We start from the raw sequence: 15,537 nt of genomic DNA on the forward strand, positions 1-15,537 counted from the left end.
GCCCTCAATACTTGACTGAAACGATGGGTTATTGTACGTAAGCCGGCTGCGCCGGTCAATTTGCCTGATTGCGTGCGCGCAGCTGGCGCAGGAATATTTCGGCCTGCCCGTCGTACAGGGCATGGCGGTTCATGAAGCGCGACACATTGGCCGCCATCAGTGCGGTGGCCATCAGCGGAATGATCATGGTGGAAGAAGAGGATGTCATTTCCATCACGATGACAAATCCGGTCATCGGGGCGCGAGTCATGCCGGAGAAAAAGGCCACCATGCCAAGCAGCACCATGGCTGCCTGTGGCAGAAACGGCAGCAGCAAGGACATGTTCAGGCCAAAGCCGGCACCCACGGCCAGCGAGGGGGCGAACATGCCGCCGGGCGCGCCGCTGATATAGGTGATGATCAGCGAAACCAGCTTGAGAATGCCGTATTCCTGCATGCTGGCTCCGCCGCCCTCGATGATTTCCTTGGCGCGGAAATAACCGGTGCCAAAGGTGATGCCATCGCTGGCGATGCCGATGACTGCCAGCAGCAGGCCACAGGCGACGGCGAACAGAATGGGGTAATTGATGCGCCAGCCGTGTAGCGGGCCGGGTAGTTGCTGGGCCAGGGCCAGAATGGCGCGCGAGGTCAGCCCGCCAATGATGCCGCCGATGATGCCGCACACCGGAATGGCCATCCAGCCCGAGCGCAGCTCCAGTGCCACCGACACCACACCGAAATAGTTGTAATCGCCCAGTACCGCAATGGCGGTAATACCGGCCAGGATGACCGACAGCAGGATGGTGGAGCTGGCGCGCTGGTCGAAGGTGCGGCCCATTTCCTCGATGGCGAACACAATGCCAGCCAGCGGCGTATTGAAGGCCGCCGCCACGCCGGCCGCTGCACCTGCCAGGATAAAGCTGCGCGCCACGCCCTCATGGCGCAAGGCGGCTTCGCGATTGAGCGAATACTTGATGGCCGCCCCCACCTGCACGATGGGGCCTTCGTAGCCCATGGTCGAGCCGCAGCCCACGCCGATCAGCGTCAAGATCATCTTGCCCACGGCAGCACGCATGGTGAGAATGCGCGCACGCAAGGCGTGCATGCCCGGCTGCATGGCGATGATGGTTTGCGGAATGCCACCCCCACCGGCACCATCGAAGAAGGTGCGCAGCAGCCATACCGACAAGCCCAGCCCGGCCGGGGTGATCAGCAGCGCCCACAAGGGCGACTGGTCGTATATCTGGTAGAACAGCTCGTGTGACAGATGGCTGCCATTGGCAAACACCGCCGCCACCAGACCGATGAGAATGGCGGCAATCCAGATCGGAGCCCGACGTCGCCACAGTGCCATGGACAAGTACAGATATCTCAGGCGGCGGCTGGCGCGCAGGCCGTGCTGGCCCAGGCGCCGGGCGACTCGGGAGTCGGGCATGGGGGAGGAAACTCCGTGGCGGTTTATCGAGAGAGCAGCAAAGCCGTGTGGCGAATCATTCGAGATGAAACGGTATTTTCGACTTTGCTAATACTCGATGATAAGGTCAATTACCTTTCCTGACCAGAACCGCAGCGAAGAAACCATCGGAATTATGCAGGTGCGGCTTCAATTCCAGATAGTCGCCAATTTGCAGCGGAATCTTCTGTTCGGCCAGCGCTTCATCCATCGGCAGCAGGACAAAATCCGGGTGGGCGGTCAGGAAGGCTTCGACGATGTCGCGGTTTTCCTGCGGCAGCAGGCTGCAGGTGGCGTACACCAGGCGGCCGCCCACTTTCACCAGCCGGGCCGCAGAAGCGAGAATGGCCGTCTGCTTCACGTTCAGTTCGGCCACGCTTTCCGGGCTCTGGCGGAATTTCAGGTCGGGGTTGCGGCGCAGGGTGCCCAGGCCGGAGCAGGGGGCATCCACCAACACGCGGTCGGCCTTGCCAGCCAGGCGTTTTACCTTGCTGTCGTTTTCATGTGCCAGCAGTTGCGGGTGCACATTGGACAGGCCGGAGCGGGCCAGGCGCGGCTTGAGGTTGGCCAGGCGCTTTTCCGACACGTCGAAGGCGTACAGACGGCCGCTGGAGGCCATCTGGTTGCCCAGCAGCAGGGTCTTGCCACCGGCTCCGGCGCAGAAATCCACCACCATTTCGCCACGGCGGGCACCGGTAATCAGGCCCAGCAGCTGGCTGCCTTCGTCCTGTACTTCGATGACGCCGGATTTGAACAGCTCATACTTGGACAGTGCCGGTTTGTCTTGCAGGCGGATGCCGATGGGCGAGTAGGGCGTCGCTTCGCAGGGCATGCCGTCGGCGCGCAGGCGGTCCATCACTTCGTCGCGCTTCATCTTCATGGTGTTGACGCGCAGATCCAGCGGGGCCGGCTCCATCAGGCCCAGGCCCAGTGCCAGCACGTCCTTGGGGTCTTGTTCTGCCAGACGTTCGATCACCCATTCCGGCAGTTCGGCGGCGATGGACAGGTTGTCGTCCAGTTGCTTGCCCTTGACGCTGCCCAGCCATTCGCGCTCACCGGCGCTGGTGGAGTCGGCCAGTTCCTTGATATTGAGTTTTTGCAGGCGCATCAGTGCCACCATGGCCAGCCGGCGCGGGCTGGCCTTTTCCGGGGCGATCAGCGCGCGGAACTGGATCAGGCGGCGCAGGCAGCCAAAGGCAGTTTCGGCGATCAGGTGGCGGTCGTTGGAACCCAGCTTCACGTTTTCACGGAAGTAGGCCGACAGCACGGCGTCGGCCGGACGGTCAAAGCGGATCATCTGGCCGATGACGTTTTCGATATGTTTCAGTTGGCTATGGCTGATATTCATTAATGATTATTCCGGGTCATGGGGCGAGCGGGCAGGCGCCATTGCTCGGTGCCGTCAATATTGATCAGCACGGCGCGCAGTTCTACCCGTTTGCTCTTGTCGGTGCGCGAAATGCGCACCGGCAGGTTGGCGAAATCCGGAGCCAGCCAGAATTCGGTGATGTCATCCTCGCCCTTGGCGCGGAACACTATCACCCGGATCTTGCCGGAGCCGGTGTCGTAATCGGTTTCTCCACTGGGGGTCATCGGATAGTCGTAGACCTTTTTCCCGGTGGTGATCTGTAACGGGGCGGAGCCAAGCTGGCCGCCCTTCAGCCCCAGCTGGAAAGCCAGGCTGAATACATCTTGTGCACCGGCGCGCAGGGCGATTTCCTTGTCGCCCTGATCACCAAAGTGCAGTGTGCCGCCTGCCCAGTCAAAGCGGGCGGACTCCTTGGCTTCCTGACCTACCCAGGCTTGCAGGCTATCGGGCTGCAGGCCGTGCTGGTTTAACTGCCCTTGTGAAAGATAGCGCCGATTCCCGCCGATAACCGGGTTGAAGCGAATCTCCAGCGTATAACTGTTCGGGCCATGTTGCCAGTTCAGGCTTCCGGTGCCGACTATCGCTCCGTTATAGAAGGTCTGGTAGCCCAGCTTGGCCTGCGCCGGGAAGCGGTGCAGGGCGGTTGCCGGCGACAGGTAACCAGCCGGCCTGTCTGCTACGTTGGCGGCCGGCGTGCTGGCTTCGACTGCGCGTTCATGCTGTTCAGCCTTGTCCGTCTTCTCGGCATGGGCCGCTGCCGGCTCACTGGCAGCCACTGGCTGGTGATGATTGGCCTGTTCGGCCACCGGCTGGCTGGCGTCTTCCGTCTCGGCCGCTTGCTCTGCCGCGGCTGGCGGGTGTTGCTTGGCTTTGGCGTGGGCGGCCGAGGCATCACGTTTGCGTTTTGTCTTGTGCGCTGCCGCCGCTGTTGCCGGCCCGCTGGGCAGCAGTCTGGCGGTCGGTGTGGCCGGCGGCGCGGCTTGCTCCAGTTGTAGCGCCTGCATTTTTACATCGATCTTGCGCAGGGCCTGATCGGGCGGCAATTCAATCGCTGTTTCCGGCAGCAGGCCGGAACCCAGCATGGCCACATGCAGCAGCAGGGAAGCTAGCAGGGCCAGGATGAATATCCGCAGCGATGATTTCATGCCGTGACCGACAACTCAGGGCGCAGGTGCCAGCAGGCTGGCGGCCGGCTGGGCAGGTGATGCCACCTTGCCATCGACAATCTTCAGCTCGCCAGCCACGAAGCGGCGTACGGCATCCGGGTAGAGCTGGTGTTCCAGCTGCAATACCCGGCCGGCCACGCTGTCCGGGGTGTCGTTGTCCTGCAGTGTCACCACGCCTTGCGCCACGATGGGGCCGTGGTCCAGCTCGGCGGTGACGAAGTGTACGGTGCAGCCCGCCACCTTGCAGCCCATTTCCAGTGCCCGTGCATGGGTATGTAAACCGGGAAAGGCCGGCAGGAGCGAGGGGTGGATATTCAACATGCGGCCTTCGTAGCGGCGGGTGAAGTCTGCCGTCAGGATGCGCATGAAGCCGGCCAGCACCACCAGATCGGGCTGATAGCCGTCTATCACTTGCGCCAGCTGTGCATCAAATGCTTCGCGGCTGGCAAACTGCTTGTGATCCACCACGGCGGTGGCGATGCCACGCGCTGCCGCCCAGGCGAGGCCGGCGGCGTCGGGGCGGTTCGCTACCACTGCGGCGATGCGCGCGGCCGGAATATTGGCCTCGACAATGGCCTGCATATTGGAGCCACGACCGGAAATCAGGATGACGATATTTTTCATGGTTGCACTATTGGCTGCGGGATGTCGCCGGTAAAAAAACAAGCGCCGCCAGCAATGCTAGCGGCGCCGTTCGGTGTCACTGCCTGACTCAGGAAATCTGGGTCTGGTGTTCGTCACCGTTGCGGGCGCGTACGCTGCCCAGGCGGTGTACGGTTTCGCCTTCCTGCTGCAGCAGGGCGGTGGCAGCTGCGACGTGCTCTTCGGCCACGATCACCACCATGCCGATGCCGCAGTTAAACGTACGGTACATTTCCTGGCTGTCGACATTGCCTTCTTTTTGCAGCCACTGGAACAGCTTGGGCAGCTCCCAGCTGCCTGCGTCCAGTTGGGCCACGACATTGTCCGGCAGCACGCGCGGGGTGTTTTCGGTGATGCCGCCGCCGGTGATGTGGGCCATGCCTTTTACCGGCAGGGTCTGCATCAGCTTGAGCAGGGGCTTCACGTAGATGCGGGTGGGGGCAATCACCGCATCGCGCAGGCTCTTGTCGCCATCAAAGGCGGCGTCCAGGTCCGGCTGGGCACGGTCGATGATCTTGCGTACTAGGCTGTAACCGTTGGAATGCACACCGTTGGAACCCAGACCCAGCACCACGTCGCCCGGGACGATGGTACGGCCGGTGATCACCTGGCTCTTTTCCACCACGCCGACAGCAAAGCCGGCCAGATCATATTCGCCCACCGGGTACATGCCCGGCATTTCGGCGGTTTCGCCGCCGATCAGTGCACAACCGGCTTGTTCGCAGCCAGCGGCAATGCCCTTGATGACGTCGGTGGCTTGCGGTACGTCCAGCTTGCCGCAGGCGAAGTAATCCAGAAAGAACAGCGGCTCGGCACCCTGAACCAGGATGTCGTTCACGCTCATGGCCACCAGATCGATACCGACGGTGTCGTGGCGATTCCAGTCAAAGGCGAGTTTCAGCTTGGTGCCCACGCCATCGGTGCCGGATACCAGGACGGGCTCTTTGTACTTTTTGGAAATTTCCACCAGTGCGCCGAAACCGCCGATACCACCGAGAACTTCCGGGCGCATGGTGCGCTTGGCATAGGGCTTGATGTTTTCGACGAGCGCGTCGCCGGCGTCGATATCCACGCCTGCATCACGGTAACTGAGGGACTGGGTGCTCAAGGTAAACTCGCTTTCTGCTAACTTGAAGTATTTTCACGTCAAGCTTTCGCTGATGCGAAAGCACTGTATTTTAACTGAATTTCTGTCAGAAAGCCGCGCTTAATTTGCAATGCCGCAGCAGAAAGCGTCGTGGCGGCTGCCCGGGCCTGCCCCGGTGCAGGGCCTGCCATGCTGTGCCGGGCTGCTGTGACACGCTTTTATCCGCCTGGAATCGGCAAACTAATGGCATGCAGCGGTTTCGCCAACAGGCCATCTCGGCGTAAAATCACGCTCTGACTTCAATCGGCCCACACGACCTTACTCTTGGACCAGCTAGTACTAGACCTGACCCCCACTCCGCTGCCGGCCTTCGACAATTTTCTGGCTCAGCGCAACCGCGAGGTGATTACCGCCCTCACGGCGGAGGATGGCGAGCGCTTCATCTATCTGTGGGGCGAACCCGGCAGTGGCAAAACCCACCTGTTGCAAGCCTGGATCGCCCACGCCGAGCGGCTGGGGCGCGCCTCCATCTATCTGGATGGCCAGAACGAGCATCTGCCCGATTTCGCCCGCGAAGCCAGCTTCATCGCGGTGGACCATGTCGACGACCTGGCCCCGGACGACCAGATCACCCTGTTCTCCTTTTATAACTCGCTGAAGGAAAGTGGCGAGGGCCGGCTGCTGATGGCCGGGCGCAAGCCGCCGATGGCCGCTGCCGTGCGCGACGATCTGCGTACCCGGCTGGGCTGGGGACTGGTGCTGGAAGTAAAAGCCCTGTCCGACGACGACAAGCTGGCCGCGCTGCGCACCCATGCCGCCAACCGCCAGCTGGCGATTGCCGACGATGTCTTCCGTTACCTGCTTACCCACTGGCGGCGCGACCTGTCCAGCCTGATCGGCATGCTGGACATGCTGGACCGCTATTCGCTGGCGCTGCGCCGCCCCATCACCGTGCCGCTGGTGAAAAACGTTTTGCAAACCGCGAGTTCTTCCGACACATGACCCAAGCACGCAATCTGGCCCTGTTTGATCTGGACAATACCCTGCTGATCGGCGACTCCGATTTCGAATGGCCGCGTTTCCTGATCAAGCGCGGCATTGTCGACCAGGCCTACTACGACCACCGCAACAATCATTTTTACGAACAGTACAAGTCCGGCACGCTGAATATCGGCGAATACCTGGAATTTGCGCTGGAACCGCTGACCCGTTACGACAATACCGAGCTGGCTGCCCTGCATGCCGCTTATATGGATGAGCACATCCGCCCCATCATTCCGCAGGCGGCGCGCGACCTGCTCAACCTGCACCGCCAACAGGGCGATGAAGTCCTGATCATCACCGCCACCAACCGTTTCATTACCGGCCCCATCGCGGCCGAGCTGGGCGTTGATGCGGAACACCTGATTGCCATTGAGCTGGAACAGACTGCCGATGGCCGCTACACCGGCAAGCACACCGGCGTGCCCAGCTTTCAGGCTGGCAAGATCACCCGGCTGGAAATGTGGCTGGCCGAGCGTGGCCTGTCCATGGCCAGCTTTGCTCGCAGCTTTTTCTACAGCGATTCGCACAACGACCTGCCGCTGTTGTCCATCGTCAGCAATCCGGTGGCGGTAGACCCGGACGACACCCTGCGCCAGCATGCCAAAGAGCAGGGCTGGCCGGTGATCAGCCTGCGCGGCTGAGCCTGCCATCATCCCGTCCGCACAGGTTGGCCGCAGTGCCAGCCTGTTTTTTTGCCCGGAGAACGACATGCAGCAACTGGAAGCCTTTCTTGCCCGCGCCGAAGCCCTGCTGGCCCGTCTCGAACCCTTGTTGCCGCCGGCCCGGCCCGAGCCGGACTGGACTGCGCCGGCCTATCGCTGGCGGCGTCAGGGCATGGCCGGCTGGCTGGAGGGCGTCAACGAGCCGCACACCCTGCCGCTGGCCCGGCTGACCCATATCGACAATCAGCTCAAGTTGCTGGTGCGCAATACCCGCCAGTTCGTCAAGGGCCGTCCTGCCAACAATGTGCTGCTGACCGGCGCGCGCGGCACCGGCAAGTCTTCGCTGGTGAAGGCCTTGCTGCCGGAGTTCGCCGACAAGGGCCTGCGCATCATCGAGGTGGACAAGGATCATCTGTCCGATCTGGCCCAGATCATGACACTGGTGGCCGGGCGCAAGGAACGCTACATCCTGTTTTGCGATGATCTGTCCTTCGAGGATGGTGATGATGCCTACAAGGCACTGAAAACGGCGCTGGATGGCGGCCTGGCGCGCCGGGCGGAAAACATGCTGGTGTATGCCACCTCCAACCGCCGCCACCTGATGCCGGAAAAACACAGCGAAAACCGCGAAGGCTGGGTCAGCGATGGCGAAATCCATCCGGGTGAAGCCATCGAGGAAAAGGTGTCGCTGTCCGACCGCTTCGGCCTGTGGCTATCGTTTTATCCCTTTGATCAGGACGCTTACCTCGCCGCCGTCAAAACCTGGCTGGAGCACTTTGCCCTGCCCATGGATAAAGAGACCGAACGTGCCGCCCTGCAATGGAGCCAGCTGCGTGCCAGCCGTTCTGGCCGGGTGGCCTGGCAGTTTGCCAATGACTGGGCCGGCCGCAGCGCGCGCGAGCGCAAGGCGGAGCTGGGCAAGTGAGTGTAGCCAGCGTGGCGGCCACGCCGCCGCACCGGACACGCGGCATCCTGCTGTACAGCCTGGCCATTTTTCTGCTGGCGGTAATGGATGCCAGTGCCAAGTGGTTGACCCATGGCTATCCGGTGGGGGAGATCATCTTTTTCCGCTCGTTGTTTGCCCTGCCCATTTTGCTGGTGCTGGGGCTGCGCCACAGCAGTGCGCCAGCGCGCCTGCTGGCTACCGCCCACCCGTGGCGGCACCTGCTGCGCGGGGTGGTGGTGATGGTGACCATCGTGACTTTCTTCATGGCCTTGCGCCATTTGCCGCTGGCTACGGTGACGGTGATTACCCTGGCCAACCCGATATTCATGCTGCTGCTGGGCTTGTTCTGGCTGGGTGAGCAGGTGGGGCGGCAGCAATGGCTGGCGGTAGGCCTGGGGCTGATCGGGGTGATGGTGGTGTGTGGCCTGTCCGGCCTGCAGTTCAATGCCTACAGCCTGCTGGCGGTGGCATCGGCTTTGTCCTATGCCCTGGCTACGCTGCTGACCCGTCAGCTGTCGGCCACCGACAGCCCGGCCACCATTGCCATGCTGGGTACGCTGATCATGCTGTTGTTCAGCGGCATGAGTATGGGCGGTGACTGGCAGTGGCCGGGGCTGGCCGACTGGCTGGTACTGCTGTTGCTGGGCTTGAGCGGTGGTCTGGCCAACTTCGTCAATGCCCTGTCGCTGCGCGATGTGCCGCTATCGGCGGTGGCACCGCTGGAGTACAGCATCCTGCTGTGGGCGGCGGCGCTGGGGTATTTTTTCTTTGCCGAAATGCCGGGTATGAGCACCTGGCTGGGCGGGGCCTTGATTATCGCCAGCGGTGTGGTGGTGGCCAGGGCGAAGCACTAAAGGCCGACTAGGACAATGGCTGACAAGACAAATCATGCATTCTGATAACAAGATCATCGAAGTGGTGGCCGGCGTGCTGATGCGCCCGGATGGCAGTTTCATGCTGGGCAGCCGGCCGCAGGGCAAGCCTTATGCCGGCTACTGGGAGTTCCCCGGCGGCAAGGTAGAACCGGGCGAAAACGCGGTAGAGGCGCTGGTGCGCGAGCTGCAGGAGGAAATGGCCATCACCGTGACCCAGGCCACACCCTGGCTGACACGGGTGCATCACTACGAGCATGCCTCGGTACATTTGCGCTTTTTCCGCGTATGGGACTGGCAGGGCGAGCCACAGCCGCAAGAGAGCCAGCAGTTTGCCTGGCAGCAGCCGGGCCAGACCAGCGTAGCGCCCATGCTGCCGGCCAATGGCCCCATTCTCAAATCCCTGCAACTGCCTGCCGTCTATGCCATCACTTGCGCCCATGAACTGGGTGTGGCCGCCCAGTTGCAAGCACTGGCCAGCGGCCCGGCCCATGGTCTGGTACAGGTGCGTGAGCCGGACATGGACCGCCAGCAACTGCAGGCGTTTGCCAGCGAAGTGGCCGCCATCGTGCATGAGCGTGGTGGCAAGGTAGTGGTGAATGCCGACCCGGACTGGCTGCAGGGCTGGCCGGTGGACGGCGTGCACCTGAATGCCGGCCGGCTGGCTCATCTGACACAACGGCCCGATTTCGCCTGGGTGGGTGCCTCGGTGCACACGGCTGCCGAATTGCACCGCGCCGGAGAACTGGCGCTGGATTACGCCCTGCTGGGGCATGTTCAGCCGACGGCCAGCCACCCTGGCGTCACGCCGCTGGGCTGGGACGGCTTTGCCAGCGTACTGGCTGGTGGCATTCCGCTGCCGGTCTATGCGCTGGGCGGCTTGCAGGCCGGGGTGATTGAAACCGCGCGTCAGCATGGTGCGCATGGAGTGGCACTGATGCGGGGAGCCTGGCAATGCAAATGAACGCCCAACAGAAAAAACTGCTGCTGATCGGCAGCGCCCTGCTGCTGCTGGCTGCCATCAAGGGCGGGCTGGTGTGGTGGTATGTGCAGCACAAGAATCAGCCCGTGGTGCCGCAACTGCTGGCCTGCAATATTGGCCAGGGGCGCTGCGCGCTGCCGGATGGCGGCAGCTTGTACTTTGTCAGCCCGCCGGAAAACGGCAAGCCCTTTACGCTACGGCTGGAAGGGGTACAGGTAGAGCAGCCCGCGGTGGAATTCGCCATGGCTGACATGGACATGGGTTTCAACCGCTATCGCTTTGTGGCCGATGGCTCGGACTGGCAGGCGCGCATCACCCTGCCGGTCTGTGCCACCGGTAGCCGCCACTGGACGGCCACCCTGCATCTGGGTGACAAGGCTTACAGCCTGCCCTTCCAGACGCAGTAGCGCGGTTGCTGGTCAACGCAACAAGGCTCCGGAAGGGGCCTTTTTTGTTGACCGTGTGTGGATGGGGCTGTTTTGGTAGCAATGCTGGAAATGAATTGCTGAATATGTGCCCAGTGATGGGCTGCACCAGATGGCGATTAATTTCCACCGCAACGACCCAGCCAAATATCCATTCTTCTCCACCGAACCAAGGCCACCCATGGGCCCCGTCAAGCATGCCGACGGGTGACGCTGCTGCGGTTTTAAGCGGCTGGCTGTTTGAGCGATTGGACGTTAGACAATCGCGAGTTCAGGCGTGCCTCGCACCGGTCGGGACCTGTCGGGCAGCCGCAGGCCATGCTTGTGGGGTGGTCTTTGGGGATGAAAGGGGCCTTTGGCCACACAAAGGCCCCTTTCCCGTACGTCGCACGGACGCGGCAATGCAAATCATCATCCGCGGGAGCGGATTCCCACACTGGGTTATCGCTGCCAAGATCAAAACAAAAAACAACTTCGCGGGTCTCGCCCCGCTGGCGAGGTACTTTCTTTTGCTTCGCCAAAAAGAAAGTACGGCGGTTTCAAGGGCTAAGTGCAACACGAACCGATTAAAGGTTAAGTTGTTGCATGCAAAGAACTTATGAGCACCTAAGTGCCGAAGAACGCGGGTTCATCATGGCAATGAAGCAGCAGGGAGAGAGTGCCAGGGCTATTGCAAAGGCATTGCACCGGGCACCCAGCACAATTTGTCGAGAACTGCGTCGTAATGGATATAAGCCACCGTATGAGATCGGTCCAATCGGACGCCCTCGCGTAGCTGGCGGGTACGATGCACTACGAGCGGGAAAGCGTGCTCGCCGCTTGAAATACAAAGTTCGACGCGTGAAAAAGCTGGATCCGGCGGGACCGTTATGGACCAAGGTTCGTGCACTGCTGGAGGATCGGTGGTCGCCCGAGCAAATCGCTGGCAGACTAAAACAGGACTACCCAGGACAACAGACTTTGCACGCCTCGCACGAAACCATTTATCCGCGATCTATGCTGCCCCCAAAGGGGCTTTGCGTCGAGAACTCGTTGCGCTCTTGCGCCAGGGACGAGGAGCTCGCCGGCCTCGTACGCGAGGTACAGATCGGCGTGGTCAGCTTCAGGACGTAGCCAGCATTCATGTTCGACCTCCGGAGGCTAATGAGCGCTTGTTGCCTGGCCACTGGGAAGGTGATTTCCTGGTGGGAGCTGGGAACCGCTCCGCGGTAGGTACCCTGGTGTGCCGCAAAACCTTACTGGTTGTACTGGCGAAGATGGAGGGCTGTACTGCAGCGGCTGCCTTGGAGGGCTTTGCCCGCGCTTTCGCGCCATTCGATGAAGAGCTATGCAAGACCCTGACGTACGATCAGGGTAAAGAGATGGCATACCACCAAAGGCTGGAAGAGCGGACGGGATTGAAGATTTACTTCGCCGATCCTCACAGTCCTTGGCAACGTGGGATCAATGAGAATACCAACGGTCTGTTGCGGGAGTACCTGCCCAAGGGAGCCGATTTAAGCCAGTTTACCCAACAGGAACTGGATCAGATCGCTTGGAGCCTGAATAACCGGCCGCGCAAATCACTCGGGTTTAAGAAACCAAGCGAAGCATTCTGGGAATGTTGCTTCAATCTGGATATCAGGATTCCAACCACCGTTGCACTTGGTGTTTGAAACCGCCGACCCAAAGAAAAGGCGACCCGCAGCGCTTCGAAATCCCGCCACAGCCATCCCGCCCAGGGCGCGGCCGGAACTTGCGGCGCGCTAACGTCGCGCCGCTGCGGACAGCCGACCGCTTAACACCCTGTGCGGCACGTCTGCGTCGGCTCGCGCTGACGGGATTCGGTCTCGCCGAATTTGTTAGGGCTATCGCTCAAGCAGATGTGAATTCAGCCCCACCACCTTTCATGGCAAATCCGGCCTTCCATTTTGTCGAAATATTCCCACAGCACCGACGCCACCCATGGGCCCTGTCAAGCATGCCGACGGATGACGCTGCTGCGGTTTTAAGCGGCTGGCTGTTTGAGCGATTGGACGTTAGCCAATCGCGAGTTCCAGCCGTGCCGCAGCAGTGTCAGGCCCCGGAGGGCAGCCGCAGGCCATGCTTGTGGGGTGGCCTTGGAGGTGAAAGAGGGCTTGGCCAGGCAAGCCCTCTTTCCCGTTCGCCGCACGGAAGCGGCAATGCAAACCATCATCCGCGGGAGCGGATGCCACTGCGCCGGGAAAAGTAGGCTGGCGGCTACACCATCACTTCAACAGATAACTCAACACGATGCCGCCCATCAGCACGGCACCCACTTGGTTGTTGTCCAGAAAGGCCTTGAAACACAGGCCACGGTCGCGGGTGCGGATTTCCCGGTACTGTTTGCCGATCAGCAGCAGGCAGATGGCCAGTGCGGCAAAGAAAGGCCAGCCCAGTGCCAGCTGCCAGCCGATGCCGCCCATCATCAGCACGAATACCGTGTGGCACAGCATGATGCCGGTGACGTCGTGCTCGCCAAAAGTGATGGCCGAGGTCTTGATGCCGATCTTCAGATCGTCCGGCTTGTCCGCCATTGCGTAGGCGGTGTCGTAGGCCACGGTCCAGAAGGCATTGGCCAGCAGCAGCAGCCAGGCCAGCAGCGGCACCTGATTGGTGAGCGCGGCAAAGGCCATGGGAATGCCGAAGGAGAAGGCGATGCCCAGATAGGCCTGCGGCATGGGGAAGAAGCGTTTGGTGAAGGGGTAGCTGGCGGCCACGAATACTGCCGGTACACTCATCAGCCAGGTCAGGCTGTTGAGCGGCAGGATCAGCAGGAAAGAGATGATGGCCAGTGCCAGCGCCAGCCACAGCGCTTCGCGCTCGGTCACCGCGCCACGGGCAAACGGGCGTTGGCTGGTGCGTGCCACGTGCATGTCGTAGTGGCGGTCGGCATAGTCGTTGATGACGCAGCCGGCCGAACGCATCAGGAAAGTACCCAGTACGAAAATCAGCACCACCATGGGATCAGGCTTGCCGTCACCGGCAATCCACAGCCCCCACAGCGTGGGCCAGAGCAAGAGCAGGGTGCCGATGGGCTTGTCCATGCGCATCAGTTGCTTGTAGACGGTGTAGCGGTCCTTGAGCAGGGCGGTGTTCATCGGATGAAATCCTCCAGGGCGGGCAGGAATAGCTCGCATACCACCAGCGGGGCCTGTTCCAGTGCAAAGCGGCAACGGCGCGCCGGCAGGTGGGCCGCCATGCTGTGGCAGGCCTGGTGCAAGGGGTGGGCCGAATCCAGTTGCTGATAGTGCAGCGGGCCGCGTTGCAGCTGCGGCAGGCCGCCAAACAAGGTGAGTCCGAGCGAGCGGCTGCCACGGTCCAGGATGGGCTGCCATACCGGGCAGTCCAGCCGGGCGATGCTGCGGGCGTAGACCACCGGGGTGTCGTCCAGGGTCAGCAGCACATGGCGGGCATACAGCATGCTGTCTGCCGGCAGGGAAAGCAGGGCGATCTCGTCCGGGTGGGCCTTGCTTGCGCCTTGGGATAATACCTGCACACCGAAGCGGTGGCTGGTGGCCATTAGTCGCTCGGTGAGCGAGCCGGCTTCGGTGACGCAAGCCAGCAGGGCGGGGGCAAGGTCGGGGGGCTGCGGCAGCCAGTGCGTATCCTGAATCATGGCGCGCATTATGCCAAAGCCGGCTAAGGCTTGTCCTGTTTGTTGACAGTAATACGACAATGGCCTTGTCTGTTTATACCGCACTGCAGCAGCCACAGGTATGATGAAAGCCCGATTTTGGCCGATGGCCTGGCTTGTGGCGGCGTGCTGCCACAGGCGGAATGATGATCATGATAGAAACCCTGTTGTGGCTGGTGGGTTACCAGCTGGCTGGCGAGCTGATCAGCCGCAGCTTTTCCCTGCCCTTGCCCGGCCCGGTGCTGGGCATGCTGCTGCTGTTTTGCACGCTGGCGGCGCGCAAATCGGTGCCGGACAGCATGAAGCTGAATGTGCCGCGCTTTCTGTCCCATCTGTCGCTGCTGTTCATTCCTGCCGGTGCTGCCGTGCTGGCCTATCGTGATTTGCTGGCTGGTTTCGGCTGGCAATTGCTGGTGGTGCTGGCTGCTTCCACGACCTTGACGCTGTTGCTGCCCGGCCTGTTGCTGAAGTTGCTGCTGGCGCGCCACCGGCACAAGGAGGAGGCATGAATCTCATGGCGGCCGTGGAGGTCATGCGTACTTCGCCCTTGAGCGGCGTATTTGTCACCTTGCTGGCCTACAAGCTGGCCGTATTGTTCAACCGCCGTTGCAAGGGACATCCGCTGTCCAACCCGGTGCTGATCGGCGTGTTGCTGTTGCTGGGCTGGCTGCTGGCCACCGGCACCAGCTACCGTGATTACATGAAGGGCGGGGTGATGGTGCAGATGCTGCTGGGCCCGGCTACCGTGGCGCTGGCGGTGCCGCTGTACGGCAATCTGTCGCGGCTGAAGCGTGCGGCCGGCCCCTTGGCCATCACCATCGTATTTGGCGGTCTGCTTGGTATTATCAGTGCGGTGGGCATAGGCTGGCTGCTGCAATTGCCGCAGCAGGTATTGCTGTCGCTGACCACGCGCGCGGTGACCACGCCCATTGCCATGAGCGTATCGCAGGGCGTGGGTGGTATTCCCGAGCTGTCGGCCATGTTCGTCATCCTGTCTGGTATTTTCGGCGCGGTCATCGTCAAGCCGCTGTTTTCCTTGCTGGGCATGGGCGACGACATGGTGCTGGGCACGGCCACCGGTATTTCGGCGCACGGTATCGGAACAGCACGGGTCTTTCAGTTGTCCGAGACTGCCGGTGCTTTCGCCGGACTGGCAATGGGGCTGAATGGCGTGGTCACCGCCATTCTGGTGCCCTTGCTGGCACCGCTGCTGCATTAGCGCCAAGGTGGCGGTATAAGTGTTTGTCCGACATGTGGCTGACACAAGCCTGGT

The 15,537-nt window shown here is 61.7% G+C and carries 16 protein-coding genes and 1 pseudogene; 10 read left to right on the top strand and 7 right to left on the bottom strand.

The genetic code is table 11. The features are described 5' to 3' along the window. Window positions 1-55: 55 nt before the first annotated feature. The 5 genes from DBR44_RS14300 to purM form a co-directional block, all read right to left on the bottom strand. On the bottom strand, window positions 56-1,414 hold the full coding sequence (locus tag DBR44_RS14300) for a chloride channel protein (RefSeq protein ID WP_124644699.1): 1,359 nt from the start codon (window positions 1,412-1,414) through the stop codon (window positions 56-58). A 106-nt stretch (window positions 1,415-1,520) separates the two neighbouring features. Continuing rightward, window positions 1,521-2,774, bottom strand: a complete 1,254-nt coding sequence (locus DBR44_RS14305; protein WP_199731067.1) for an RsmB/NOP family class I SAM-dependent RNA methyltransferase — start codon at window positions 2,772-2,774, stop codon at window positions 1,521-1,523. 5 nt (window positions 2,775-2,779) lie between these two features. Further along, complete coding sequence (locus tag DBR44_RS14310; RefSeq protein ID WP_124644701.1) at window positions 2,780-3,946, bottom strand: DUF3108 domain-containing protein; 1,167 nt, start codon at window positions 3,944-3,946, stop codon at window positions 2,780-2,782. A 15-nt stretch (window positions 3,947-3,961) separates the two neighbouring features. Then, window positions 3,962-4,591 carry a phosphoribosylglycinamide formyltransferase gene (gene purN / locus DBR44_RS14315; protein WP_124644702.1) on the bottom strand — a complete coding sequence of 210 codons (630 nt, stop codon included), beginning with the start codon at window positions 4,589-4,591 and terminating at the stop codon, window positions 3,962-3,964. Between the two features lie 88 nt (window positions 4,592-4,679). Beyond that, window positions 4,680-5,717, bottom strand: a complete 1,038-nt coding sequence (gene purM / locus DBR44_RS14320; RefSeq protein WP_124644703.1) for a phosphoribosylformylglycinamidine cyclo-ligase — start codon at window positions 5,715-5,717, stop codon at window positions 4,680-4,682. A 303-nt stretch (window positions 5,718-6,020) separates the two neighbouring features. Here purM and hda point away from each other — a divergent pair, with 303 nt between their 5' ends. The 8 genes and pseudogenes from hda (at window position 6,021) to DBR44_RS14355 (ending at window position 12,282) form a co-directional block, all read left to right on the top strand. Beyond that, a complete protein-coding gene (hda, locus tag DBR44_RS14325) occupies window positions 6,021-6,698 on the top strand; it encodes a DnaA regulatory inactivator Hda (protein WP_103524711.1) in 678 nt (225 codons plus the stop codon). Beyond that, window positions 6,695-7,381, top strand: coding sequence for an HAD family phosphatase (locus DBR44_RS14330; protein WP_124644704.1), 687 nt, complete (start codon window positions 6,695-6,697; stop codon window positions 7,379-7,381). Before hda ends, DBR44_RS14330 begins: the two co-directional genes overlap by 4 nt. A gap of 67 nt (window positions 7,382-7,448) precedes the next feature. After that, window positions 7,449-8,327, top strand: coding sequence for an ATP-binding protein (locus tag DBR44_RS14335; RefSeq protein WP_124644705.1), 879 nt, complete (start codon window positions 7,449-7,451; stop codon window positions 8,325-8,327). After that, entirely contained in the window at window positions 8,324-9,202 is an 879-nt protein-coding gene (locus DBR44_RS14340; RefSeq protein ID WP_124644706.1) for a DMT family transporter, read from the top strand. The genes DBR44_RS14335 and DBR44_RS14340 overlap by 4 nt, the downstream gene beginning before the upstream one ends. Before the next feature lie 34 nt (window positions 9,203-9,236). Then, entirely contained in the window at window positions 9,237-10,184 is a 948-nt protein-coding gene (locus DBR44_RS14345) for a Nudix family hydrolase (protein ID WP_124644707.1), read from the top strand. Continuing rightward, the gene (locus tag DBR44_RS14350) at window positions 10,175-10,609 is read left to right on the top strand and encodes a hypothetical protein (RefSeq protein WP_124644708.1); all 435 of its coding nucleotides are present in this window, start codon (window positions 10,175-10,177) and stop codon (window positions 10,607-10,609) included. The genes DBR44_RS14345 and DBR44_RS14350 overlap by 10 nt, the downstream gene beginning before the upstream one ends. 419 nt (window positions 10,610-11,028) lie before the next feature. After that, a complete protein-coding gene (locus DBR44_RS19835; protein ID WP_233578576.1) occupies window positions 11,029-11,229 on the top strand; it encodes a hypothetical protein in 201 nt (66 codons plus the stop codon). After that, window positions 11,213-12,282, top strand: a pseudogene (locus DBR44_RS14355) (IS30 family transposase). The gene DBR44_RS19835 and the pseudogene DBR44_RS14355 overlap by 17 nt, the downstream one beginning before the upstream one ends. A gap of 573 nt (window positions 12,283-12,855) precedes the next feature. Here DBR44_RS14355 and ubiA read toward each other — a convergent pair. Together ubiA and DBR44_RS14365 are read right to left on the bottom strand one after the other, a co-directional pair. Further along, entirely contained in the window at window positions 12,856-13,728 is an 873-nt protein-coding gene (gene ubiA / locus DBR44_RS14360; RefSeq protein WP_124644709.1) for a 4-hydroxybenzoate octaprenyltransferase, read from the bottom strand. Then, window positions 13,725-14,246, bottom strand: coding sequence for a chorismate lyase (locus tag DBR44_RS14365; RefSeq protein ID WP_233578578.1), 522 nt, complete (start codon window positions 14,244-14,246; stop codon window positions 13,725-13,727). Before DBR44_RS14365 ends, ubiA begins: the two co-directional genes overlap by 4 nt. Window positions 14,247-14,407: 161 nt before the next feature. Between DBR44_RS14365 and DBR44_RS14370 the strand changes: the two genes are divergently transcribed. Together DBR44_RS14370 and DBR44_RS14375 are read left to right on the top strand one after the other, a co-directional pair. Further along, window positions 14,408-14,773 (top strand): CidA/LrgA family protein, encoded by a 366-nt coding sequence (locus DBR44_RS14370; RefSeq protein WP_233578581.1) that lies wholly within the window; start codon window positions 14,408-14,410, stop codon window positions 14,771-14,773. Continuing rightward, the gene (locus DBR44_RS14375; protein WP_124644712.1) at window positions 14,770-15,483 is read left to right on the top strand and encodes an LrgB family protein; all 714 of its coding nucleotides are present in this window, start codon (window positions 14,770-14,772) and stop codon (window positions 15,481-15,483) included. Before DBR44_RS14370 ends, DBR44_RS14375 begins: the two co-directional genes overlap by 4 nt. Window positions 15,484-15,537 lie beyond the last annotated feature (54 nt).

It is taken from the genome of Aquitalea sp. FJL05 (assembly GCF_003852595.1).
Classification (GTDB): domain Bacteria; phylum Pseudomonadota; class Gammaproteobacteria; order Burkholderiales; family Chromobacteriaceae; genus Aquitalea; species Aquitalea aquatilis.

Excerpts from the sequence above, each read along its gene's own strand:
- DBR44_RS14300 (WP_124644699.1), bottom strand. The coding sequence starts at position 1,414 with ATGCCCGACTCCCGAGTCGCCCGGCGCCTGGGCCAGCACGGCCTGCGC.
- DBR44_RS14310 (WP_124644701.1), bottom strand. The coding sequence starts at position 3,946 with ATGAAATCATCGCTGCGGATATTCATCCTGGCCCTGCTAGCTTCCCTG.
- purN (WP_124644702.1), bottom strand. The coding sequence starts at position 4,591 with ATGAAAAATATCGTCATCCTGATTTCCGGTCGTGGCTCCAATATGCAG.
- DBR44_RS14330 (WP_124644704.1), top strand. The coding sequence starts at position 6,695 with ATGACCCAAGCACGCAATCTGGCCCTGTTTGATCTGGACAATACCCTG.
- DBR44_RS14335 (WP_124644705.1), top strand. The coding sequence starts at position 7,449 with ATGCAGCAACTGGAAGCCTTTCTTGCCCGCGCCGAAGCCCTGCTGGCC.
- DBR44_RS14345 (WP_124644707.1), top strand. The coding sequence starts at position 9,237 with ATGCATTCTGATAACAAGATCATCGAAGTGGTGGCCGGCGTGCTGATG.
- DBR44_RS14350 (WP_124644708.1), top strand. The coding sequence starts at position 10,175 with ATGCAAATGAACGCCCAACAGAAAAAACTGCTGCTGATCGGCAGCGCC.
- DBR44_RS19835 (WP_233578576.1), top strand. The coding sequence starts at position 11,029 with ATGCAAATCATCATCCGCGGGAGCGGATTCCCACACTGGGTTATCGCT.
- ubiA (WP_124644709.1), bottom strand. The coding sequence starts at position 13,728 with ATGAACACCGCCCTGCTCAAGGACCGCTACACCGTCTACAAGCAACTG.
- DBR44_RS14365 (WP_233578578.1), bottom strand. The coding sequence starts at position 14,246 with ATGATTCAGGATACGCACTGGCTGCCGCAGCCCCCCGACCTTGCCCCC.
- DBR44_RS14370 (WP_233578581.1), top strand. The coding sequence starts at position 14,408 with ATGATGATCATGATAGAAACCCTGTTGTGGCTGGTGGGTTACCAGCTG.
- DBR44_RS14375 (WP_124644712.1), top strand. The coding sequence starts at position 14,770 with ATGAATCTCATGGCGGCCGTGGAGGTCATGCGTACTTCGCCCTTGAGC.